The following is a 23,895-nucleotide window of genomic DNA, read 5'->3' on the forward strand; positions in this document are numbered from 1 at the left end:
CATGTGCAGGTCAGGGGGAGGTCATCTGTGACCGGTCATCCGTGACCGGTCGTCTCGATACGCTCGGGGGGTACCGGCGTCCATGGAAGGTGAGAGCCCGGAGTGACCCATGAGTTAGGGACGCGCATGCGTCAGCTGCGCAAACGCGCCGGTCTCACCCAGGAGCAGCTGGCGGAGCGGGCCGAGGTCAGCGTCAGCACGATCGGCCGGCTGGAGAACGGCAGACTTCCCGAGCACCGGCTGAGGACGTTGCAGAAGGTGGCGGAAGTCCTGAACGTGGAGCCGGAGGAGTGGCGGTGGCTCACCGCGACCCTGGACGGGACACCGCCGGCGCCCGCCGACCAGGCCGAGGTGCCGCTGATGTCCACCGGTGCGCGGGGGGAACCGGGGCCCGCCGCGCAGCCCGGACATCCGGCACCCACCGGTCGGCCGGGGGACGACCCGGCACCCGTGGTCCAGCCGCAGCCGCAGCCGCAGGTACCGGCCGGTCCACTCGTGGACGCCGCCGCCTCACTGGCCCGCGAGGTCGGCCGACGCTGGCAGCGGGAGGAGAAACACCGCCGCGTCCACGACCCGTTCCCGCTGCCCGTGCGATATCAGCCGGCCCCCGCGGTCCTGATGGACCGTCCGGAGAACATCCAGCGCCTCCAGCCGGGGGCCCCCGCCCGGGAACTGGACCTCGACGGCGATCTGCGGACCATCGCCGACACCTACCGGAGCGTCGAGTCCCGGCGGCTGGTCATTCTCGGCCGGGCCGGCTCGGGGAAGTCCATCCTGGCCATCAAGTTCGTCCTCGAACTCCTCGCGGCCCCGGGCTCCTCCCTCCGGGTGCCGGTCATCCTCAGCATCGGTTCCTGGGACCCGCTGACCGTCACACCGCGCGACCTGCTCGTCGACCATCTCCTACGGGACCACCCGCATCTGGCCCGTACGACTCCCGAGGGTGCGACGCTCGCCGCCGAACTCGTCGACTCCGATCTGATCCTGCCCGTCCTGGACGGCTTCGACGAGCTCGCCGAAGCCCTGCGCGGCCCCGCGCTGGACGCGCTCAACGCCACCTCCCACCCGCTGGTCCTGACCAGCCGGCGGGGCGAGTACGCCCGGGCGGTCCGTGAGGTGCACGCACCGCTGGTGCTGGCGGCCTGCGTCGAACTCGCCGACCTGACCGTCGACGATCTGGCCGCGTACCTGCCCCGGACCGACCGACTCGGCGACTCCCTGGGAAGCGGCGACGCCACCGGGGTGTGGGGCGCCGTCCTGGACGAACTGCGGTCACCCGGCACCCCGGCGAGCATCCAGCTCGCACAGGTCCTCGGAACGCCCCTGATGGTCACCCTGGCGCGGACGATGTACAGCGAGGTGCCCGGCAACGACCCCGCCGAACTGCTCGACACCGCACGCTTTCCCACCGGGCGCCGCCTCGAGGAACATCTGCTGGCGAACTTCGTGCCCACGGTCTACCGGCACCGCACCCCCGAACGGGCCGACCCCGCTCCCGGCCGGCACAACCGCGACCCCGACCGGGCCGAACGCTGGCTCGGCTACCTCGCCCACAGCCTGACCACCGGTGCCCACGAGGAGCGGGACCTCGCCTGGTGGCGGCTCGGCTCGTCCGTACGGCTGCCGATGCGCGTCCTGCACACCGCGCTGCTCGGCGGGCTGTGCATGTTCGTGGCCAACTGGCTGGTGATACTTTTCGGCGTCTCCATCGGGTACATCCCCTCCGTGCAGACGTCGGCGATGCTGGAGGTCACGGTCTTCGGGCTGTGCTCCGCGGTCGTCTTCGGCCTCGCCCAGTGCGTCCTGGCCGCGGTGGGCCGAGCCGTGGCCGTACCGACCCAGGTACGCCTCAGGCTGACGGCCGTGGCCCCCCGGGTCGAACACAGACCGGCCCGCGAGATGCTCACGCGCTTCGGCGTCGGGCTGCTGGGCGGCTCCGTACTGGGGGTGGCGCAGGCCTGGGCGAACGCGCTGTTCCGTGTGCTGGCCGGAAACTTCCGGCAGTCGGACGTGATCAGTGCGGCGATCCATGACGCGCTGGCCCTGGGGCTGATCTTCGGTCTGACGGCCGGACTGACCCTCGGTCTCGTCGCGGCCTTCGAGGCCCCGGTGGACATCGCCGCCGCGGCCACGCCGATGCGCCTGCTGTCCGTCAACCGGGGGACCGCCACCCGGCAGTTCCTCGTGCTCGCCGTCGCCGTCACCGCAGGCCTCGTTCTCTGCGGATACGTCGTCGTCGCCCTGCTCCAGCAGCTGATGGACTGGACGATGGTGTGGCCGCTGGGAGCGGCTCTGCTCCTGGGGGCGGTCGGCGGGCTGGGCGGCTCGGCGGCGTACGTGCTCGCCTTCACGGCATGGGGGCAGTGGCTGACGGTGGCCCGGTTCTGGTTGCCGCTGACGCGCAGACTGCCGTGGGACACGGCCGCCTTCCTCGACGACGCCTACCGCCGGGGGGTGCTCCGGCAGGCCGGCGCCGTGTACCAGTTCCGGCACATCCGCCTCCAGCAACACCTCGCCCGCGCCTACGAGGCGCCGCGCACCTGACGAGCGGCCGCACCGCGCCCTAGGCGTGAGGCACGACCACGACCTGTACGTCGTCCTCGTAGACGATCCGCCCCGGATCGGGGGAGCGCACCTCCCGGCACTCGACGCCGTGGGCGGCCAGGATCTCCAGATAGCCGGGGAGCCGTGTGAGGAGATGGGCGGCCGCCGGCTTGAACCACGCGGCGGCGCCGGGGTTGACCTCGTCGTCGTAGACGGTGGGGTCGACCGTCGAGGGGTCCGTGTACGCGGCGTCGTACCAGCGGTTGTTGCTGCGGCGGAAGGACTCCTGCTCGTCCGAGAGCCGCCCCTCCCGCGCCAGGTTGTTGACGAGCCCGAACACGCCGGTGAAGTGCCCGCGACCGTTCCGGTGCGGCGACTGGAACCGTACGTACGTCATGGCGCCGGGTCAGTTCTCGACGGGGTACGTCACGAGGGCTTCCCGCGCGGCGGCGGCGGGGCCGGGCGGTTCGTGGACGCCCCCGGCGGGCAGCGCGCTGATCATGTCTCTCCCGGAAGGTGCTCGATGAGGGCCGGCGGCTCACGGGCGGTGAGCGCCTGGGCCCGGATCATCCCATGGCGCTCGTGGCCACCACGTCCGACGGGATCTTCGGCGAGGGGCCGCCACGGACCGGTGGGCGCGCCGCCCTGGCTTCCCCGAGCGGCGGGCCGTTCGCGAACCTCCCGTGTGGGGGCGGCTCAGATGAGGGACTTCTGTGTGGGGACCACGACTCCCCACAGGTCGGTGATCGTGGCGAGTGCGACGAAGTGGACCTGCTCGGCAGGCAGTTCGGTGTCGAGGACCGGCAGTGCCCGGGTGGCGCAGGCGTCGGCGACGACCGTGGGACGGTTGCCGCGCAGGAAGGCGCCCTGGGCGGTGAAGGCCACGCACATGTGGGTCATGAACCCGGCGATGACCAGGTCGCCGTGGCCGGCCGCGTCGACGTGCCGGTCCAGGTCCGTGCCGGCGAAGGCGTCCGGCGTCTCCTTGACGACGACCGGCTCGCCGTCGACCGGTGCGACGCGGGGGTGGATCCGGCCGATCTCCGCCCGGATGTCGTACGGAGTGCCCTCGCCGCCGTCGTTGATGACGTGGATGACCTTCGCGCCCTCCCGGCGGGCCCGGGCCAGCAGTCCGGCGGCGGCGTCGAGCGCGGCCCGCCAGCCGTCCAGTTCCATCACACCGGTCGTGTAGGTGTTCTGGTAGTCGATGAGGACCAGCGTCGACCCGGCGAGCCTCGCGGGGGTGTCGTCGAGTCCGTTGAGCCGGCGCAGCGTCGTTCTGGGCATGGGGAACCACCTGGGGATCGGATGTCGGAGAGCAGCCCATCGGCGCGATGACCTGCACTCATGACGCTATGGCCGCCACCGCGTGTCGGCAATGTCGTCTAACCTGCAGAAACCGACATCGACGTCACCGCCCCCGGGAGTCCCATGAGCACCGTCAGCCGGCTGGTCGTCATCGTTCTCTTCGACGGCGTCGACCTGCTCGACGTCACCGGGCCGCCCGAGGTGTTCTCGCTCGCGCGCCGCGAGTCGGACGAGGCGGCGGGCTACGACGTGGTCCTGGTCGCCGAGACCATGGATCCGGTCACCACCGGTGCGGGGGTGCGCGTCCTCCCCGATGTCACCTTCGACGACCTCTCCACCAGGAGCATCGACACCCTGATCGTGCCCGGCGCGGTCGAGGTCGACCGTCGCCGCCGCGTGCACCCGCTCACCGACCCTCGTGTGGTGGCGCGGGTGAAGCAGCTCGCCGGCCGCACCCGGAGGGTCGCCTCCGTCTGCGTCGGAGCGCACATCCTGGCGGCTGCCGGGCTCCTCGACGGCAAACGCGCCACCACCCACTGGTCCACGGCGCGGCAGCTCGCCGACGACTACCCGGCGGTCGAGGTGGACGCCGACCCGATCTTCATCCGCGAAGGGGACGTGTGGACCGGGGCGGGCATCAGCGCCTGCCTCGACCTGTCACTCGCACTCATCGCCGACGACCTCGGCGAGACCGTCGCGCTGAACATCGCCCGGCAGCTCGTGATGTACCTGAAACGCCCCAGCGGGCAGAGCCAGTTCAGCGTTCCGCTGGAGCGGGTGTCCATGACGCGGCGCGTCGAGGACCTCCGGCACCACATCATGCGCCACATCGGCGAACCGCTCACGCTCGCGGACCTGGCCGCCCACGCCCACATCGGTGACCGGCAGCTCACCCGGATCTTCAAGGCCGAACTCGGCATGACCCCGCACGCGTACGTCGAATCGGCGCGGGTGGAGGCGGCGCGCGGCCGGCTCGAATCCACCGACGCCACCCTCGAACGCGTGGCGTCCGCGTGCGGTTTCGGCACCGTCGACACCCTGGTCCGGGCGTTCCGCCGCAGGCTCGACACGACACCGACCGAGTACCGGCGCCGGTTCCGGACCGGCGGGGCCCGGGGCTGAAGGGCGCCGCCGTGGAGGCTCCCTCAGGGTGACACGGCGGCCCGGTGGCGGCGCAGCATCAGGATCAGGCCCGTCGCGACCGCCAGGCCCACGACCGCGAGGGCCGCGCCCTTCGCGATCGGTGCGCGCCAGCCGTAGTCGGCGGTGTACGCGGCCCCGGCGTCCTCCGCGAGCCGTACGCCGTCGATCGCGCCCGGCACGGGGTCACCACGGCCGACCTCGACGTCGTCCCTCAGCCCGACGTCCCGCACGGTGACGGCCCCGTCCGTGCTCGTGAACGTGCCGGTCCAGCCGCACGACTCCTTGCCGCACCGGCGGTCGGTCGGCGTCAGGGTGCCGACGGTGCCGTCCCGCAGGGCGGCGCGGCCTTCGATCCCCTCGGCCGCCAGGCCCAGGCCGCCGCCGAGGCAGACCAGCAGCACGAAGGCGACGGCTGTGCGGATGAGGGCCCTGTCGCGGGTGCGCAGGGGGCGTCCGGTGCTCATGGGACGGTGATCCTAGCGGGGCAACGCACGGGAGAGGCCCGGGAGTCGGCCCAGGGTGGGCCGGCGGGGAAGCGACTTCCGGACCTCTCCACGTCATGACCGGACCGGTCGGCCGGGCGCGTGGGGCCCGGGGGAACCGGACCCCCGGCCGACCGGGCCGGAGTCGGGATGAACTTAACAGGCTCGCAATATTTTGCGTAAGTCCTTGCAGGAAGAAATCTCCAGGATTTCGTGGATGTGAGCGGGACGTAATCGCGTCGTGTCCAGGGGGTTGACCGGGGCAGGTCAGGCTCGTACGGTCTGCGGCACACAGGGATTTGCATCCTTGCTGCAAGAACCTTCATGGGCCTTGAGGGCACGGCGCGTTGCCATGTGAGGCTGCTCCGTCATCCCCACTCTTTCCCCCACCGCAGGAGGATCCTCATGGCACAGAGACCCTTGTCCGCCGGCGCGCTCGCCCTCGCCCTGGGCGCCGCGGCCCTCGCCGTCCCCGCGGCCGCCGGTACGGCCCAGGCCGCGCCGGGTGGTGAGAAGGACGTCACGGCGGTGCTGTTCGAGTGGAAGTTCGACTCGGTGGCCAAGGCGTGCACCGACAGCCTGGGCCCCGCCGGCTACGGCTACGTCCAGGTCTCGCCGCCCCAGGAGCACATCCAGGGCGGCCAGTGGTGGACCTCGTACCAGCCGGTCAGCTACAAGATCGCCGGGCGCCTCGGTGACCGTACGGCGTTCGCGAACATGGTCAGCACCTGCCACGGGGCCGGCGTCAAGGTCATCGCCGACTCGGTCATCAACCACATGTCGGCCGGATCGGGCACCGGCACCGGCGGGTCCTCGTACAGCAAGTACGACTACCCGGGCCTCTACTCGGTCAACGACATGAACGACTGCCAGTCGCAGATCAGCAACTACGGCGACCGCGCCAACGTCCAGAACTGCGAACTGGTGGGCCTCGCCGACCTGGACACCGGCGAGGACTACGTACGCGGCAAGATCGCCGGCTACCTCAACGACCTGCTCTCCCTCGGCGTGGACGGCTTCCGCATCGACGCCGCCAAGCACATGCCGGCCGCCGACCTCGCCAACATCAAGTCCCGGCTCAGCAACCCCGGCGTCTACTGGAAGCACGAGGCGATCTACGGCGCCGGCGAGGCCGTCTCCCCGTCCGAGTACCTCGGCAGCGGTGACGTCCAGGAGTTCCGCTACGCCCGCAGCCTCAAGCAGACCTTCAACAACGAGAACCTCGCCAACCTGAAGAACTTCGGCGAGGGCTGGGGCTTCATGGAGTCCGGCAAGTCCGCCGTCTTCGTCGACAACCACGACACCGAGCGCGGCGGCGACACCCTGAACTACAAGGACGGCGCCAACTACACCCTGGCGAGCGTCTTCATGCTGGCCTACCCCTACGGCTCCCCGGACGTCCACTCCGGCTACGAGTGGTCCGACAAGGACGCAGGCCCGCCCAACGGCGGCCAGGTGAACGCCTGCTACAGCGACGGCTGGAAGTGCCAGCACGCCTGGCGGGAGATCTCCTCCATGGTGGCCTTCCGCAACACCGCCCGCGGCGAGTCCGTCTCCAACTGGTGGGACAACGGCGGCGACCAGATCGCCTTCGGCCGCGGCGCCAAGGCGTACGTCGCCATCAACCACGAGGGTTCCTCGCTGACCCGCACGTTCCAGACGTCGCTGCCCGCCGGTGACTACTGCGACGTCCAGTCCGGCAACGGCGTCACCGTCAACGGCTCGGGCCAGTTCACCGCCACCCTCGGCTCGAACACCGCCGTCGCCCTGCACATCGGCGCCCGTACCTGCACCGGAGGCGGCGGCACGACCCCCGACCCGGGGACCGGCCAGTCCGGTGCCTCCTTCGGCGTGAACGCCACCACCCAGCTCGGCCAGAACATCTACGTCACCGGCAACCAGGCCGCCCTCGGCAACTGGGCCCCCGGCAGCGCGCTGAAGCTCGACCCGGCGACGTACCCCGTCTGGAAGCTCGACGTCGCCCTGCCCGCCGGCACGTCCTTCGAGTACAAGTACCTCCGCAAGGACGCGAGCGGCAACGTCACCTGGGAGAGCGGCGCCAACCGCACCGCCACCGTGCCGGCCTCCGGCAAGGTCACGCTGACCGCCGACGTCTGGCGCGGCTGAACCACCACCTGCGGGCCGGGGGCGCGATCGACGGCGTCCCCGGCCCGCACCGCTCGATCCCCACCCCCGAAAGCCGAGGAGTACCCGCCCGTGTCCCGAACCACCCTCCGGCGGGGAGCCGTGGCCGCTCTGTGCGCGGCGCTGCTGCCCGTCGTACCGGCGGCCTCCGCGTCCGCCGCGCCCAGACCCCCGTCACCGCCCTCGGACGCGAAGCTCGCCGAGGAACCGGCCCGGCACGACCTGACACGCGAGCAGTTCTACTTCGTGCTGCCCGACCGCTTCGCGAACGGCGACACCTCCAACGACCGGGGCGGGCTGACCGGCACACGGCTGGAGACCGGCTACGACCCCACGGACAAGGGGTTCTACCAGGGCGGCGACCTCAAGGGCCTCACCCAGCGGCTCGACTACATCAAGGGCCTCGGCACGACCGCCATCTGGCTCGCCCCGATCTTCAAGAACCGTCCCGTCCAGGGCACCGGAGACGACGCCTCGGCCGGCTACCACGGCTACTGGATCACCGACTTCACCCAGGTCGACCCGCACTTCGGGACCAACGCCGACCTGACGAAGCTGATCGACAAGGCCCACGGCAAGGGCATGAAGGTCTTCTTCGACGTCATCACCAACCACACCGCCGACACCGTCGACTACGCCGAGAAGGAGTACGGCTACAAGCCCAAGGGCGCCTACCCCTACCTCGACCGGACCGGCCGTCCCTTCGACGACACCCAGGGCGTCGGGAAGGTGGACGCCGACTCCTTCCCGTACACCCCGCGGAACACGGGCAAGAAGGTCCCCGCCTGGCTCAACGACACCACGATGTACCACAACAGGGGTGACTCGACCTACGCGGGCGAGTCCACGGAGTACGGCGACTTCTCCGGTCTCGACGACCTGTGGACCGAACGCCCCGAGGTCGTCTCCGGCATGGAGAAGATCTACGAGAAGTGGGTCCGCGACTTCGACATCGACGGGTTCCGCATCGACACCGTCAAACACGTCGACCTCGACTTCTGGACCCAGTGGGCCACCGCCCTCGACGGCTACGCGGCCAAGCACGGCCGGGACGACTTCTTCATGTTCGGCGAGGTCTACTCCGCCGACACCGCGATCACCTCGCCCTACGTCACGAGGGGCCGCCTCGACGCCACGCTCGACTTCCCCTTCCAGGAAGCCGCCCGGCAGTACGCCTCCCAGGGCGCCCCGGCCTCGAAGCTCGCAGCGGTCTACGCCGACGACTACCGCTACACCACCGACAAGGCCAACGCCTACGAGCAGGTGACCTTCCTCGGCAACCACGACATGGGACGCATCGGGACCTTCCTGAAGCAGGACAACCCGAAGGCCCCCGACGCCGAACTCCTCGACCGGGCCCGCCTCGCGAACGAGCTGATGTTCCTCGGCCGAGGCAACCCGGTGATCTACTACGGCGACGAACAGGGGTACACCGGCGCCGGCGGCGACAAGGACGCCCGCCAGACCCTGTTCGCGTCGAGGACCGCCGACTACCTCGACGACGACCAGCTGGGCACCGACCGTACGCACGCCTCCGACGCGTACGACCCGACCCACCCGCTCTACCGCTCCATAGCGGCCCTGTCGAAGCTCACCCGGGAACACCCGGCGCTGCGCGACGGCGTGCAGACCGAGCGCTACGCCAAGGACTCGGTGTACGCCTTCTCCCGTACGGACACCGAGCGGCCGTACGAGTACGTCGTCGCCGTGAACAACTCCACCGAGGCGCGGAAGGTCCAGCTCCCCACCGAGTCCGCCGGTATGAACTTCCGCACGCTGTACGGCGGTTCCGGCACCCTCCGCAGCGGTTCCGACAAGGCCGTCGAGGTCACCGTGCCCGCGCTGTCCGGCATCGTGCTCCGCGCCGACAAGCCGCTCGGCACCCCCGCCACCAAGCCGTCGGTCACCCTGAAGGCCCCGGCCGCCGGAGCCACCGGCACCGTCGAGCTCACCGCCGACGTCAAGGGCGGCGGGACCGACCGGGTCGTGTTCGCCGCGCAGACCGGCAACGGGAAGTGGACCACCCTCGGCTCCGCCGACCACGCCCCGTACAAGGTCACCCAGCACCTGGCCGACTCCGTGAAGGCCGGGACGCCGCTGCGCTACAAGGCCGTGGTCGTCGACCGGGCCGGACGCACCGCGAGCGCCCTCGCCTCCAGCACCGCGGGCCAGGCCCCGCCCGCCCCGAAGCCCGTCGCCGTCGAACGCGACCAGGCGATCGTCCACTACAAGCGGGCCGACGGCGACTACGAGGGCTGGCAGCTGAAGTCCGGTGACGCCACCGCCGACTTCATCGGCCGCGACGCCTACGGAGCGTTCGCCTGGATCGACCTCGACGAGGGCGCCTCCTCGGTCCCGTACACGATCGAGAAGAACGGCACGGCCGACGGGCCCGGGCGCACCGTCGACCTGGCGGCCACCGGCCAGGTCTGGGTCGAGCAGGGCAAGGACGAGCAGACCGCCGAAGCTCCCGATTCCCCGCCGCAGGACACCTCCAAGGCCGTCCTGCACTACCACCGCGCCGACGGCGACTACGACGGCTGGGGCCTGCACACCTGGACCGGCGCCGCCGCCCCCACGGACTGGGCCAAGCCCCTGCAGCCCGTGAAGAGCGACGCGTACGGGGTGACCTTCGAGGTCCCCCTCACCGACGGCGCCACCTCGCTCAGCTACATCCTCCACAAGGGCGACGAGAAGGACCTCCCCAGCGACCAGTCCCTGGACATCGCCTCCTACGGGCACGAGGTCTGGATGCGCGGCGGGAAGGCCGGCTATCTGCTGCCGCAGGCCGGCGGAGTGCCCACGCCCGACCTCGGCAAGGCCGAGGCCCAGTGGATCGACGCGAACACCGTCGTCTGGAAGGTGAAGGCCACCGCCGCCACCAGCCAGCAGCTCGTGTACGCGAAGAACGGCGGCATCTCCGTCGTCGACGGCGCCCTCTCCGACGAGGGGCAGTGGCTCCGGCTCGGCGCCACCGCGCTCACCGACGCGCAGAAGGCGAAGTACCCGCACCTCAAGGACTACCCCGCGTTCACCGTCGACCCCCGCGACCGGGACAGGGTCCGCGAGTCCCTGCGCGGCCAGCTGATCGCCACCCAGCGCGCCGCCAACGGAGCCCTGCTCGCCGCCACCGGCGTACAGACCGCGGGCGTCCTGGACACGCTGTACGGGAAGGCCGCGAGCGGCGCCGCCCTCGGGCCCGTCTTCCGGAAGAACACCCCGACGCTCTCCGTCTGGGCCCCCACCGCCCGCACGGTCTCCCTCGAACTCGACGGGAAGAACGTCCCCATGCGGCGCGACGACCGCACCGGCGTCTGGTCGGTCACCGGGAAGAAGTCCTGGACGGGCAAGCCCTACCGGTACGCCGTCCAGGTCTGGGCCCCCACCGTCCGGAAGATGGTCACCAACAAGGTCACCGACCCCTACTCCACCGCCCTCACCACCGACTCCGCCCGCAGTCTCGTCGTCGACCTCGACGACCCGAAGCTGGCACCGAGCGGCTGGTCCGGGCTGAAGAAGCCCCCCGCCGTCCCGCTCCGCGACGCCCAGATCCAGGAGCTGCACATCCGCGACTTCTCGATCACGGACTCGACGTCGAAGCACCCCGGCGAGTACCTCGCCTTCACCGACACCCGCTCCGACGGCATGAAGCACCTCAAGGAGCTCGCGGACTCCGGCACCAGCTACGTCCACCTGCTGCCCGCCTTCGACATCGGAACGATCCCCGAGAAGAAGTCCGCCCAGCAGAAGCCGGCCTGCGACCTCTCCGTCTACGCACCCGACTCCGAGGAGCAGCAGGCGTGCGTCACGAAGGCCGCCGCCAAGGACGCCTTCAACTGGGGCTACGACCCGCTGCACTACACGGTGCCGGAGGGCAGCTACGCCTCCGACCCGAACGGCACCAGGCGCACCACCGAGTTCCGGCAGATGGTCCAGGGCCTCAACGGCGCCGGGCTGCGCACCGTCATGGACGTCGTCTACAACCACACCGTCGCTTCCGGACAGGACGACAAGTCCGTCCTGGACAGGATCGTCCCCGGCTACTACCAGCGGCTCCTGGAGGACGGCACCGTCGCCACCTCCACCTGCTGCGCCAACACCGCGCCCGAGAACACCATGATGGGCAAGCTCGTCGTGGACTCGGTCGTCACCTGGGCCAAGGAGTACAAGGTCGACGGCTTCCGCTTCGACCTGATGGGACACCACCCGAAGGCCAACATCCTGGCGGTCCGCAAGGCACTCGACGAGCTGACCGTCGCCAAGGACGGCGTCGACGGGAAGAAGATCATCCTGTACGGCGAGGGCTGGAACTTCGGCGAGATCGCCGACGACGCCCGCTTCGTCCAGGCCACCCAGAAGAACATGGCCGGGACCGGCATCGCCACCTTCTCCGACCGGGCCCGTGACGCCGTGCGCGGCGGCGGCCCCTTCGACGAGGACCCCGGCGTCCAGGGCTTCGCCACCGGCCTCTACACCGACCCCAACGCCTCGCCCGCCAACGGCACCGAGGCCGAACAGAAGGCCCGGCTGCTCCACTACCAGGACCTGATCAAGGTCGGACTCACCGGCAGCCTCGCCGACTACACCTTCACCGACACCCGGGGCCGCACGGTCAAGGGCTCGGCCGTCGACTACAACGGGGCCCCCGCCGGATACGCGGCGGCACCCGGGGACGCCCTCGCCTACGCCGACGCCCACGACAACGAGACCCTCTACGACGCCCTCGCCTTCAAGCTCCCCGCGGACACCACGGCCGCCGACCGGGCCCGCATGCAGGTCCTGGCCATGGCGACCGCCGTGCTCTCGCAGGGGCCCGCGCTCTCCCAGGCCGGCACCGACCTGCTGCGCTCCAAGTCGCTGGACCGCAACTCCTTCGACAGCGGCGACTGGTTCAACGCGCTGCACTGGGACTGCCGCAAGGGCAACGGCTTCGGACGGGGCCTGCCGCCCGCCGCCGACAACAAGGACAAGTGGTCCTACGGCAAGCCGCTGCTGACCAACTCCTCGCTCACCCCCGGGTGCGCGCAGATCACGGGCGCGTCCGCCGCGTACCAGGACCTGCTCACGATCCGCACCACCGAGAAGGACTTCGGCCTCGCCACCGCCGGGCAGGTGCAGGACACCCTGTCCTTCCCGCTCTCCGGCACGGAGGAGACCCCCGGGGTGATCACGATGCGGCTGGGCAAGCTGGTCGTCGTCATGAACGCCACCCCCGGCACCCAGCTCCAGAAGGTCCCGGAGCTCGCCGGGAAGGCGTACGCCCTCCACCCCGTCCAGGCGGCGGGCGCGGACGCCACGGTCAAGAAGTCCTCGTACGAGCGGACGTCGGGCGGCTTCACCGTCCCGGGACGCACGGTCGCCGTGTTCTCCCAGCGCTGAGCAGCCCCGCACGGGCCGGCCCCGGCTCCCACCCCTCGTGGCAGGAGCCGGGGCCGGCCGTTCCGCCCTTGTGCGGGCGACGCGATCAGGCGAAGCTGAGGCCGTACAGTCGTACACGTCCGTGCACGCCGTACACGTACGTGGATTCTTACGTGGACCCGTAACGCCCCCGCGATCAGGAGCGCTTGATGCCGCAGATCACCGTCGACTACTCCGCCGAGCTCGACGACAGCTTCGACCGGCGCGGCTTCGCGCTGGCCCTGCACCCGCTCGTCGCCGAGACCGTGTCCACCAAGGTCCCGGCCTGCAAGACCCGCTTCCGCAAGGCCGAGGACTCGGTCGTCGGCGACGCCGCGGCCGGTGACTCCCTCGTGAACGTCTCCATCGCGATGCTGCCCGGCCGGACCCCCGAGACCAAGGCGCGGCTGACGGAGGCCGTCCTGGAGCTGCTGGCCGGGCATCTGAAGCCCGTCGACGGCCTCACCGTCCACACCTCGGCCGAGGTGCGCGACCTGGACGCCTCCTACCGCAAGGGCTGAGAGGACGCCGGCAGCCGCTGCGCCGGGACGGCCGGTGCGGCGGGCGCCAGGGCCGAGAGCCGGGAGAGCAGTTCGCCGAACGGGCCGTCCGCCGGCTCCTGCGCGAAGACCCGCAGCATGATGCCGGCCATCTCCTGGTCGTACGCCGCGCTCACCGCCGCCAGCGCCGCGAAGTCGTGCACCAGCTGCAACTCCAACTCACCGCGCGGGATGCGCTTCCCGTCGAGCCACAGCAGCGCCGTCGACTCGGCCAGCGACACCCAGGACCGCACGACGAGCTCCAGCCGCGCGGGCGGGTGCGGGACGCCGAGATGGGCGACGATCTGCTCGTACGCCGCCTGCCGCACCCCGTCCACCAGGGCGTTGGCCGTGGACGAACCACCGGCCGGGCCGCCCCGGATCAAGGCCGCGAAGCCCGGACCGTGCTCCTCGACGAAGTCGAAGAACCGGTGCATCACCCGGATCAGGCGCGCCCCCAGCGGCCCCTCGTGCGCCTCCAGGAAGCGGCCGGCCAGCTCGTCGGCGGCCCGCTTCAGCGCCGCCTCGTACAGACTGCGCTTGCCGGGGAAGTAGTGGTAGACGAGCGGACGGGAGATGCCGGCCGCCGCCGCGATCTCGTCGATCGACACCTCGTCCGGGGAGCGCTGACTGAACAACTCCAGGGCGACACGGATCAACTGGGCCCTGCGCTCGTCGACGCCCATCCTGCGCCGCACCCCGGTCGTCATACCGAACAGCCTAACGGGGCAGGTTGGGCGGGCTTCCCCCGCCCGCCGCCCCCGCCTCAGCGCAGGGAGCCCACCCGGCTGCCGTCCGCCAGCAGCCCGGCCAGCCGGGGCCGGTCGCCCTCGCCGGCCGGCAGCGCCAGCAGCCGCCCGGCCGCCCGGCCGCTCACCCCTCCGGTCGCGGACAGGGCCGCGAACTGCCGTGAGCCCGCCGCCAGTACGTACCACCGCCCGGCCTCCGACTTCCACAGCACGCCCGCCAGCACCCGCGGCCTGCGTATCCCGCAGTCCGGCGAGTCCTCGGCACGGGCCGCGACCGCCGCCGGTGCCTTCGTGCCGCCCGACAGCTCGGGCGGCGCCTGGAACTGCGCCAGCACCCTGCTGCCCGTACCCCGCCAGGTGTCCGCCCTGGTGCAGAACCACAGGGCGTCCCCCGCCCCCTCCGGCAGCCGCTGCCGCGCGAACGGCCAGGAGTTCACCGACCGGACGCCGTTGGACCGCACCGCCGGAAGCAGACAGGCGGTGCGCGCCCAGCTCTCCCGCTCGGCCCGGCCCGACACATCGTGCGGGGCCGACGGCGAGCCCGACGTGAGGCGTACGGGGGTGAGCTCGCCCAGGTCCGTCATCAGCCGCGCCGCGGTGCCGTCCCGCAGTTCGAGGGCCTGCCAGGAACGGCAGTCGGCCCGGCCGCCGTCCTCCGTCTCCGGCTCCGCCAGCGGATCCGTCACCCCGTGCCGGTCACGGGGCAGCGGCCGGGCCGCCCCGTGCGGCGCGAGCAGATCCCGTACACCGGTCTCCCGCACCCAGGGCGCGGTCAGATAGCGGACCCGGCCGGTGCGGCGCTGCACCACCAGCGCACTCGCGGCCACCGCGTCCGCGCCGTCCACCCGGGCGAAGTCCAGCGCCGCGCCCCCGGAGGGATCCGCGTTGCGCGGTTCGGCGTAGCGCACGATCCGCAGGCCGTCGTGGAAGAGCACCACGGCCGCCGGGCCGACCTCGCCCGCGTACAGCAGCTGCGGTGGCCCCATCGGCGGGCCGTCCGGCGTCCCGGGAGTCGCCGTCGGGACCACAGCAGGACCTGGCCGCGCCCACGCGGCGAGGGCCCGGCCCAGCAGCCCGGTGTCCGCGACCCGGTCGCCGCGCGTCGGCCAGACGGTGAAGTCCCGGCGGGTCGAGCCCCGCCAGAGCCCCTCCGGCACCCGGCGCAGCGCGGCGGGATCCAGCGCCCGCTGGGCGGCCGGGTTCCGCGAGTAGAGCGGCGCGGAGGTGGCCTGCGGCCCGCCCAGACCGTCGCCCGGCATCAGCAGCAGCGTCCCGCAGACCAGCAGCGCGCCGGCCCCGGCCAGCACGGTGCGCCCGCGCCGCAGCCTGCGGGCCGGGTCGGTCGGCCGTACCTGGAGCGAGCACGGGTCGAACTCCGGCGAGGACAGCAGCGCATGGGGCGCCGTGAGCGCGTCGGCCTCCAGCAGCGCCGCCCTCGGGTCGTCGACGCCCGCCGCGTCGAGGACCCGGCACACCTCGGCGTCGTCCAGCCCTTCGAGCCCCCGCAGCACGTGCGCGGCCCGGCAGGGCGCCGACGTCTCGGCCAGGGCCTGCTCCAGGGCCAGCTCGTCCGCGCCGCAGGAGTGCGGGAACAGCCGCAGCCCCCACACCTGCGGCACCAGCGGCGGGAACTGCGCCCGCCGGGGCCGCCCGAACCGCAGCAGCGGCAGCCCCGCGTCCAGCGCGGAGCGCAGCACCCGGAGCCGTACGTACGCGTACGCGCCCCCCGGGTCCGAGGCGGGCCCTCCGGCCAGGGCCCGCTGGGCCATCCAGTGCGCCGACAGCACCCGGCGGTTACGGCCGAGCGAGGGCGCCAGCACGAGATACGCGAGCCGCACCAGCCGGGCGTAGTGCTGGGCGGGTGCGGCCTCCGCACGCTCCCCGGCGGCCTGCTCCGCGTACGGGCGGCCGGCGGACGGCGGTACTGCTCGCAGTGGGGGCATGTTCAGCTGAACGAGCGAATGGTGCGATGGTCACTCCGGCGTGCGCGCTCAGGAGCGGGTTGTGCGGTTTCCCCGCGAGAGCCGGGAGCGCCGGGGCACGATGGCCGCATGGCGGGACAGCTGGAGTGGCGACGAGGACGGACCGGCCGGATGCCCGTGACCGTGGCCGCGGGGCTGGCCCTGCTCACGGCCGCAGGGGCGCTCACCGCGTGCACCGGGGGAGCGGACGGCGACACGGGGCCCACCGCGCCGCCCACCGCGAGCGGGACCCTGGAGCAGATCGCGTCGAAGGCGCGCTGCGAGCCGGACCTGCAGACCGACGCCGAGGAGATCCGGCAGGCCAACTGCACCACGGAAGACGGCCGTTATGTCCTGGCGACCTTCGCCACCGACCGCGGCCAGCGCGAGTGGATCAACGAGGCCGACGACTACGGCGGCTCGTATCTGGTCGGCCGGAAATGGGTCGCGGTCGGTGACGCGGACGTGGTCGCGGCGCTGCGCGGCCGGCTCGGGGGGACGGTGGAGACCGCCTCGCCGCACCACTCGGGGAGTGATGGCAGTGGGGGGAGCGAGGAAGGGCACTCCGGTCACCACGGGAGCTGACCGCGCAGGTATGAGGGGTACGGCGGTGTCGCCTCAGCGGCACCGGCGCCCGCCGTTGATGCAGCTCACCACCTTCTTCATCAGCTTGTCGTCGAAGACGTTGATGAAGTCGCCGTGATCGGTGACGGGCTTGTGCAGCTGCTCCGGGAAGGAGTCCACGGCGAAGCCGGGCCCCGGCGGGACGTCGTACACGATGCGCTGGACCAGCTGCGGGACGGCCCGGAAGCCGTCCGGGCAGCGCCCGTCGTCCTGGGCGAACGCCACATGGGTGCGGTGGTTGGCGCTGTCGGTGTTCCGCCCGTCCCAGCAGCTCTGGAAGGCGAAGGACCGCACGACCTGGCTGCCCTCGGGGCAGATCGGGTACTTGTCCTTGAGCTGCCTGTCCTCGAAGCCGGTGCAGCTCCAGGAGGCGTTGGCATTGGCGTCGCCGTTGGTGAAGGCCTTGGCGTCCCCGGTGATGATCCGCAGGAAGCGCGGCATGGCCGTGACCTTCCCGGCGGGGGAGCCGACGAATGTCAGGGTGACCTGCGAAGGGGTCTGGATCTCCCCGGTGTTCCGGTCCCTGCCGCCGCCGTCCGCGTCCACGTCGTTCTCGTCCTGGCCGTTCTGGAGGCGGAGCACGGGCCAGTAGTACGTGGACCGGTCGCCCTGGTTGCGGCAGGTCGTCTCCCCTGCGGCCAGCTGGTCGTCGCCGGCGAAGGCGTCGGTGGCCTGGTTGCCGACGTAGTCGTGCATGTGGTGGGCGCCGTTGCTCACGCCGGGGGCGGCGATGACGTTGTCCGGGTTGAACTTGCCGTTCTCGTTGCGCCCGCAGTCGGTGGTGAACGTGCCCCGGGAGGCGCCCCGGCGGTTGCGGGGGCGGTCGGCACCGGGCTGTACGGACCGGATGTCGACGAAGTCGGACGCCTCGGGCCCGTTGCCCTCCTGGCCCTGGTCGCCGCCCTGCTCCTGGCCGTCCCCCTGGTCCTGGCCTCCGCCTTGGTCCTGGCCGCCCGCCTGGTCGCCGCCCCGGCCGTCACCGCCGCCTTGGTCGCCCCGGCCGCCGTCCTGTCCGGCCCCGCCGTCGTCGTCGGCGCGCATGCCGCACCCCGCGAGCCCGTCCAGGCCCTGCGGCCTGCTGCCCCCGGCCCGCTCGACGGCGGTCCCGATCCGGTCGAGGCTGGCGGCCCGTCTGCTCCTCAGCGGACCGAGCACCGCGTTCCCGGCGAGTTCGGGGTCCCGGGCGATCCGCTCCTTGCGGTCCGCGAACTCCCGGTAGGCGTCGGTGATCTGCGTGTCCATGGCCGCCAGTTCACGGTCGACCTCCGGCCGGGCCCCGTCCGGCACGTCGGGAAGGGCGATCCCCGCGTCGGGACAGTCGATGGTGGACATCTGGCGGGCCGCGTCGCGGAACTGCCCCGGCGACGGACCCGACCCGCCTTCCCCCGCGTTCGCGTAGACATTGACGGCGACCAGCCCGCCTCCGCCCAGGAACAGTGCCGCCGCGGCGACGACGGCCCGGTTGGTGAGCGTCGAGCGTTTCTTGCGCGATGTGCGTGCCATGGAACTCCTCCGCTTCGAGTCCGCTTCGAGTGCTTCGAGTCGGAAGCGTGACGTCCCATACGGACCGGGAGCCCCATCCGTTCAGCACCGCGCGGAATCCGTGCGGCCGGCTACACCGGTACGGCGTCCACGGGTGCCCCCGTCATCCGGTTGGCCAGCGTCGACATCGTGTACGCGCCGATGCCGAGAACCACCTCCAGGGCGTTGCGCGAGGTGTACCCCAGCGACAGGAAGTCCTGGAGCGCCCCGTCCCCGACCGCCCCGGCGGTCTCCAGCACCGTGAGCGTGAACCGGCGTACGCCCTCCAGCCGTTCGTCGGCCAAGGGCTGCCCGTCGGGCGCCCGCAGGGCGGTGACGAGCTCCGGTGCCGCGTCGAGCGCGACCAGTCTCGCCGTATGCATCTCCACGCAGATGTGGCACGCGTTGCGGGAGGCCATCGTCATGACGACGACCTCCCGGGACAGCGGGTCCAGGGTGCTGGACTCGAACGCCGCGCTCGCCTGGAGGAAGCCGCCCAGCGTCTCCGGCGACGTGGCGAGCCGGGCCACCGCGGACGGGACACGGCCGCCCTGCTTCCTGGCCATCGCCTCCATGGTGCGGCGGGCCGCCGGCGGTGCGGAGTCGACGGTGTGATCGGGGAAGTGCGGCAAACGGGTTCCGGACATGGTGGTCCCCTCGCGGTAAACTCGACAACGTGATTGTCGAAAAGGTAAACCAGGTTGTCGAGGTGTGCAATGGCTGAGGAGAGGAGCGGAGGTGGTGGGGCGGGGTTCGAGCTTCCGCTCCTGCTGTTCGCGGGGTTCCGGTCGATCATCGACTCGCTCCACCGTGACCTGGCCGCCCATGGTCACCAGGACGTGCGCCCGGCCTACGGCTTCGCGCTCCAGGCCGTCGGGCCGGACGGGGCGAGCGCCAGCGAGATCGGCCGGCGGCTGGGCGTCTCCAAGCAGGCGGCCGGGAAGACGGTCGACAAGCTGGAGGGCCTCGGATACGTGGAGCGGGTCGACGACCCCGACGACGGCCGGCGCAAGCGGGTCAGGGTCACCGCACGCGGCGCCGACATGCTGGCCAGATCCGCCGAGGGCTTCGACCGGATCCGTGCCGAGTGGGTCGGGACCCTCGGCGCGGAGCGGGTCGAAGCCCTGGAGGCGGACCTGCGCGGGATGGCGCCCGCCGGGGCGTTCCGGCTGGACGCGGAGAGGTGGTTCGCGGGCTGACGGCCCGCCGGCCGTGGGCGGTCAGCCCCGGTCGAGGTAGGCGAGGACCGCCAGCACACGGCGGTTGTCGTCGTCCGACACGGGCAGGCCGAGCTTGCCGAAGATGTTCGAGGTGTGCTTGGCCACCGCCCGTTCCGTGACCACCAGTTGCGCGGCGATCGCCACGTTCGAACGGCCCTGTGCCATCAGCTCCATCACCTCCCGCTCCCGGGGCGTCAGCCCGCCCATCGGCGCGTCCGCCGAACGCCGGGACAGCAGCTGGGAGATGACCTGCGGATCCATCGCCGTACCCCCGGCGGCGACTCGGCGCACCGCGTCGATGAACTGGTCGGCGTCGAACACCCGGTCCTTCAGCAGATAGCCGATGCCGCCGTTGCCGTCGGCCAGCAGCTCACGGGCGTACAGCTGCTCCACGTGCTGCGACAGGACGAGCACCGGGAGCCCCGGCCTCGCGCGGCGGGCGGCCAGCGCGCACTGAAGGCCCTCGTCGGTGTGGGACGGCGGGAGCCGGACGTCGACGACGGCGACGTCCGGCTCCAGCTCGGCCAGGGCCTTGGTCAGCTCGGGCCCGCTCTCGACGGCCGCCGCGATCTCGAATTCGTAGGCCTCCAGCATCCGTACGAGGCCGTCGCGGAGCAGGAAGAGATCTTCGGCTAGGACAACGCGCAAGGGATCTCCATGGTCACCATGGTGGGACCGCCCGCAGGGCTGCTGACGGCCAGGACGCCGTCGAATGTACCCAGTCGGCGTTCGACCCCGCTCAGCCCCGAACCGCCCCCGACGGACGCACCGCCCCTGCCGTTGTCCGTGACGGATATCCGCAGCATGCCGTCGGCGTGGTGCAGGTCCACCCAGAGGCGGTCGGCCTCCGCGTGCTTCACCGCGTTCGTCAGGGTCTCGCTGACCGCGAAGTACGCCGCCGACTCCACCGGGGCGTCCGCCCGGCCGGGAAGCTCCACGGTCACCTCCGACGGCACCGGCAGCCGCAGGGCCAGCGCCTTCACCGCGTCCCCGAGCCCGCGCTCGGCGAGGACCGGCGGGTGGATGCCCCGTACGAGATCACGCAGCTCGGTCAGCGCCTCGGCGGAGGACGTACGGGCCATCGCCAGCAGCTTCTTGGCCTCCGCCGGGTCCTTCTCGATCAGCGCCTCGATCGTGCCGAGGTTCATGCCCATGGCGACCAGCCGGGCCTGCGCCCCGTCGTGCAGGTCCCGCTCGATGCGCCGCAGTTCGGACGCCGCCGTGTCCACGGCCTCGTGCCGTGTCTCGGTGAGCCGGTCGATGCGCTGCGCGAGCTCCTCCGGGGTGGGGGAGAGGGCCGAGCGGGCGAGCACGAAGTGCAGCCGCAGCAGGGGCTTGGCCGCGTACATCCCGAGGTGGAAGAGCACGACGCCCAGCGCCGCGGCGGCCAGGGCGGTCAGCTGGCTGCTGACCGGGACGAAGGCGTACCAGTACGTGCTGTCCTCGAACACCCGCCACAGCCCTGCCGCCAGGACGAGCCCCTCCAGCGGGTAGACCAGCAGCGCGAAGGTGAGGACCAGCAGCACATAGCCCGCCGTCATGTCGAGCAGCAGCCACCGCAGGTCCCGCCAGGTCGCCGGGTCCTTCAGCAGCAGCGTGGTGCGCTCCACCTGTCCGGTGAAACCGGCGCGCACATCCTTCGGGAACGGGCGGTAGGGGACCGGGATGCGGACGTCCGACCACTCCGCCGCCAGCAGCCGGCGCCGGTTGGCGTGCTTGCGCACCGCCTCCATCACCCAGGGGGTGGTGACCAGGCCGACACCCAGCACGACGAAGGTGATCGAGAGGACCGACAGGACGAAGAGGGTGGTCGAGCCCGCGATGCTCGCGAAGGACAGGACGAACGCCCGCCCGCCGGTGAGCAGCGCGCCCCGCGCCCGGCTCTGTGCCGCAATCATGATGGTCTCTCCCCTCGCCGGGCCCCCGGCGGACCCCGTACGCCGTCAGTCTGGCCCGGACGCGGGGTCCGGCGTCAGCCGTTCCGCCACCCGACGGGGGTGTACCTGGCACCACCATCGGAACGCGAGGAGGCCCCGGGCACTGGACCCGGGGCCTCCTGACGAGCACGGTGCGGTCAGGGCGCGTACTTGTAGCCCACGCGCCGCACGGTCTGGATCGAACGGCGGTGCTCGGCGCCCAGCTTGCGGCGCAGCCGGGCGACATGGACGTCGACGGTGCGGCCGTCGCCCACATGTCCGTAACCCCAGACCGTCGTCACCAGCTGGTCGCGGGTGTGCACCCGGTGCGGGTGCGCCACCAGGTGGGCCAGCAGCTCGAATTCGAGGTACGTGAGGTCGAGGGTGACCCCGTCCACGGCGGCGGTGCGCCGCGTGGAGTCGATCCGCACGGGACCGCCCGCCGGGGCGGAGCCGGCCGGCGCCCGCTCCGGCACGAGCTCCCGGTGCTGGGCGGAGGCCACGGCCCCGGCCAGGGCCGGCTGCTGGTCGGCGGGCACGAGCACCAGGTAGCCGACCATCGGAGGCCGGCCCGGCAGGGCCGGCAGCGTGTGCTGGGGCGCGGGCAGCCAGGTGGCGCCCGGCGGCAGGAAGCCGGCGACGTCCGGGAACTCGACGACCTCGTCACGGTCGACGGCGCGGAGCCGGCGGTTGGGGGACAGGGGGGTGCGGGCGGTGGTGGTGGCCGCAGCGGGCACCGCGGACGCCGCGGTGGCGGCGGACGCGGTGGAGAAGGTACGGGTGTTCGCCATGAGGGTCAGCTCTTTCGCGCGAGGAGTCGTCGAGGACGTACGTCGTGCGCGCGGGCCGAAGGCCGGGGTGATGCGGCTTTAGAGGGCCTGCGCGTTCCACGCGCGGCAACACACCCGGTCGAAGTCATGGTGCTGACGGGAGGGCCAGAACGGCTCGAGGTCGCTGCGACCCGACGCGATGTACTGGAAGCTGGCCATGCCCCCATTGAAGCAGACATCCGCGTCGCGCAGCAGGGTTCTCTCACCCGTCGATACGGACCCCTGTGTCAGCTTCCTCACGCTCCCCTTCCGTACCGCCCGACAGGCCGAAGGGGCGCCCGCGAGCGGACGCCCCTTCGTGCCGCCGGTGACGGGTCAGACCTGGCCGGCCTTCTCCAGCGCGGTGCAGCAGGTGTCGACGATCAGCCGCGTGACCACGTAAGGGTCGACGTTGGCGTTCGGCCGGCGGTCTTCGATGTAGCCCTTGCGGTCCTGCTCGACCTGCCACGGGATACGGACCGAGGCGCCGCGGTCCGAGACGCCGTAGCTGTACTCGTTCCACGGGGCGGTCTCGTGCAGACCGGTCAGGCGGTCGTCGATGCCGGCGCCGTAGTTCTTGACGTGGTCCATCGGCTTGGAGCCCTCGCCGAGCGACTCGCACGCGGTGATGATCGCGTCGTAGCCCTCGCGCATCGCCTTCGTGGAGAAGTTGGTGTGCGCGCCCGCGCCGTTCCAGTCGCCCTTGACCGGCTTCGGGTCCAGGGTCGCGGACACGTCGAAGTCCTCGGCGGTGCGGTAGAGCAGCCAGCGGGCGATCCACAGGTGGTCGGAGACCTCCAGCGGCGAGACCGGGCCCACCTGGAACTCCCACTGGCCGGGCATGACCTCGGCGTTGATGCCGGAGATGGCGAGGCCCGCCTTCAGGCAGTTGTCGAGGTGCTTCTCGACGATCTCGCGGCCGAAGATCTCGTCGGAGCCGACACCGCAGTAGTAGCCGCCCTGCGCGGCCGGGAAGCCGCCCTCGGGGAAGCCGAGCGGACGGTGCCCGTCGAAGAAGGTGTACTCCTGCTCGATGCCGAAGATCGGCTCCTGGCCCGCGAACTGCTCGGCGAGCGGGCGCAGCGAGGCGCGGGTGTTGGACTCGTGCGGAGTCATGTCGATGTTGAAGACCTCGCACAGGACGAGGATGTCGTCGCCGCCGCGGATCGGGTCCGGACACGCGAAGACCGGCTTGAGGACGCGGTCGGAGGAGTGGCCCTCGGCCTGGTTGGTGCTCGAACCGTCGAAGCCCCAGATGGGCAGATCCGCCACACCCTGCGCGGGGCTGCCCGCCATGATCTTCGTCTTGGAGCGAAGCTTGGCGGTCGGCTCGGTGCCGTCGATCCAGATGTACTCAGCCTTGAAGGTCACGGACGCCATCCTTTGCGGGTGCTGCGGTCTATGTGCGCAGCTTCGCAAGGCGCGATTTCCCGTCCGTTGCCCGAATGTGAACCCGGTGTTACCGACGTTTCGCCGGCGTACCGGACAGCAGGTCCCCGCCGCCGGAGGGCGTCTCACCCCGCGTCGCACTGGATAC

Annotated in this window: 18 protein-coding genes; 7 read left to right on the forward strand and 11 right to left on the reverse strand. The window is 71.8% G+C overall.

What is annotated here, in order from left to right:
- Positions 1–126: 126 nt before the first annotated feature.
- Complete coding sequence (locus ACZ607_RS02940; RefSeq protein WP_469731082.1) at positions 127–2,544, forward strand: helix-turn-helix transcriptional regulator; 2,418 nt, start codon at positions 127–129, stop codon at positions 2,542–2,544.
- A gap of 19 nt (positions 2,545–2,563) precedes the next feature.
- Here the strand turns inward: ACZ607_RS02940 and ACZ607_RS02945 are convergent, their stop codons facing one another.
- The gene (locus ACZ607_RS02945; protein WP_469731084.1) at positions 2,564–2,941 is read right to left on the reverse strand and encodes a hypothetical protein; all 378 of its coding nucleotides are present in this window, start codon (positions 2,939–2,941) and stop codon (positions 2,564–2,566) included.
- 299 nt (positions 2,942–3,240) lie between these two features.
- Positions 3,241–3,831 carry an isochorismatase family protein gene (locus ACZ607_RS02950; RefSeq protein ID WP_469731086.1) on the reverse strand — a complete coding sequence of 197 codons (591 nt, stop codon included), beginning with the start codon at positions 3,829–3,831 and terminating at the stop codon, positions 3,241–3,243.
- Between the two features lie 144 nt (positions 3,832–3,975).
- On the opposite strand from ACZ607_RS02950, the gene ACZ607_RS02955 reads away from it, so the two are divergent.
- Entirely contained in the window at positions 3,976–4,974 is a 999-nt protein-coding gene (locus tag ACZ607_RS02955) for a GlxA family transcriptional regulator (protein ID WP_469731088.1), read from the forward strand.
- 23 nt (positions 4,975–4,997) lie between these two features.
- Here the strand turns inward: ACZ607_RS02955 and ACZ607_RS02960 are convergent, their stop codons facing one another.
- Complete coding sequence (locus ACZ607_RS02960; RefSeq protein WP_469731090.1) at positions 4,998–5,459, reverse strand: hypothetical protein; 462 nt, start codon at positions 5,457–5,459, stop codon at positions 4,998–5,000.
- A 423-nt stretch (positions 5,460–5,882) separates the two neighbouring features.
- Between ACZ607_RS02960 and ACZ607_RS02965 the strand changes: the two genes are divergently transcribed.
- From ACZ607_RS02965 to ACZ607_RS02975, 3 genes are all read left to right on the forward strand, one after another.
- Positions 5,883–7,604: a carbohydrate-binding module family 20 domain-containing protein gene (locus ACZ607_RS02965; RefSeq protein WP_469731092.1), complete on the forward strand. Its 1,722-nt coding sequence runs from the start codon at positions 5,883–5,885 to the stop codon at positions 7,602–7,604.
- Positions 7,605–7,694: 90 nt separating this feature from the next.
- On the forward strand, positions 7,695–13,001 hold the full coding sequence (gene pulA, locus ACZ607_RS02970; protein WP_469731094.1) for a pullulanase-type alpha-1,6-glucosidase: 5,307 nt from the start codon (positions 7,695–7,697) through the stop codon (positions 12,999–13,001).
- 188 nt (positions 13,002–13,189) lie between these two features.
- A complete protein-coding gene (locus tag ACZ607_RS02975; protein ID WP_469731096.1) occupies positions 13,190–13,540 on the forward strand; it encodes a 5-carboxymethyl-2-hydroxymuconate Delta-isomerase in 351 nt (116 codons plus the stop codon).
- Here ACZ607_RS02975 and ACZ607_RS02980 read toward each other — a convergent pair.
- Both ACZ607_RS02980 and ACZ607_RS02985 read right to left on the reverse strand, forming a co-directional pair.
- On the reverse strand, positions 13,525–14,268 hold the full coding sequence (locus ACZ607_RS02980) for a TetR/AcrR family transcriptional regulator (RefSeq protein WP_469731098.1): 744 nt from the start codon (positions 14,266–14,268) through the stop codon (positions 13,525–13,527). The two genes, ACZ607_RS02975 and ACZ607_RS02980, sit on opposite strands and share 16 nt — an antisense overlap.
- A 56-nt stretch (positions 14,269–14,324) precedes the next feature.
- Positions 14,325–16,250, reverse strand: a complete 1,926-nt coding sequence (locus tag ACZ607_RS02985) for a hypothetical protein (protein ID WP_469731100.1) — start codon at positions 16,248–16,250, stop codon at positions 14,325–14,327.
- Between the two features lie 108 nt (positions 16,251–16,358).
- Here ACZ607_RS02985 and ACZ607_RS02990 point away from each other — a divergent pair, with 108 nt between their 5' ends.
- Positions 16,359–16,853 carry a hypothetical protein gene (locus ACZ607_RS02990; RefSeq protein WP_469731102.1) on the forward strand — a complete coding sequence of 165 codons (495 nt, stop codon included), beginning with the start codon at positions 16,359–16,361 and terminating at the stop codon, positions 16,851–16,853.
- A 33-nt stretch (positions 16,854–16,886) separates the two neighbouring features.
- On the opposite strand, the gene ACZ607_RS02995 is transcribed toward ACZ607_RS02990, so the two are convergent.
- The gene (locus ACZ607_RS02995; protein WP_469731104.1) at positions 16,887–18,395 is read right to left on the reverse strand and encodes a DUF1996 domain-containing protein; all 1,509 of its coding nucleotides are present in this window, start codon (positions 18,393–18,395) and stop codon (positions 16,887–16,889) included.
- 110 nt (positions 18,396–18,505) lie between these two features.
- Entirely contained in the window at positions 18,506–19,060 is a 555-nt protein-coding gene (locus tag ACZ607_RS03000; RefSeq protein ID WP_469731106.1) for a carboxymuconolactone decarboxylase family protein, read from the reverse strand.
- A gap of 69 nt (positions 19,061–19,129) precedes the next feature.
- On the opposite strand from ACZ607_RS03000, the gene ACZ607_RS03005 reads away from it, so the two are divergent.
- Positions 19,130–19,612 carry a MarR family winged helix-turn-helix transcriptional regulator gene (locus ACZ607_RS03005; RefSeq protein WP_469731107.1) on the forward strand — a complete coding sequence of 161 codons (483 nt, stop codon included), beginning with the start codon at positions 19,130–19,132 and terminating at the stop codon, positions 19,610–19,612.
- Positions 19,613–19,633: 21 nt separating this feature from the next.
- On the opposite strand, the gene ACZ607_RS03010 is transcribed toward ACZ607_RS03005, so the two are convergent.
- The 4 genes from ACZ607_RS03010 to glnII all read right to left on the reverse strand — a co-directional run bounded on the left by ACZ607_RS03010 (position 19,634) and on the right by glnII (position 23,729).
- Complete coding sequence (locus ACZ607_RS03010; RefSeq protein WP_469731109.1) at positions 19,634–20,281, reverse strand: LuxR C-terminal-related transcriptional regulator; 648 nt, start codon at positions 20,279–20,281, stop codon at positions 19,634–19,636.
- Entirely contained in the window at positions 20,266–21,531 is a 1,266-nt protein-coding gene (locus ACZ607_RS03015; RefSeq protein ID WP_469731111.1) for a sensor histidine kinase, read from the reverse strand. Before ACZ607_RS03015 ends, ACZ607_RS03010 begins: the two co-directional genes overlap by 16 nt.
- Before the next feature lie 176 nt (positions 21,532–21,707).
- Positions 21,708–22,340, reverse strand: coding sequence for a winged helix-turn-helix domain-containing protein (locus ACZ607_RS03020; protein ID WP_469731114.1), 633 nt, complete (start codon positions 22,338–22,340; stop codon positions 21,708–21,710).
- Positions 22,341–22,694: 354 nt separating this feature from the next.
- Entirely contained in the window at positions 22,695–23,729 is a 1,035-nt protein-coding gene (gene glnII, locus ACZ607_RS03025; protein ID WP_469731116.1) for a glutamine synthetase, read from the reverse strand.
- Between the last annotated feature and the right edge of the window lie 166 nt (positions 23,730–23,895).

It is taken from the genome of Streptomyces sp. NPDC104381, from assembly GCF_055583745.1.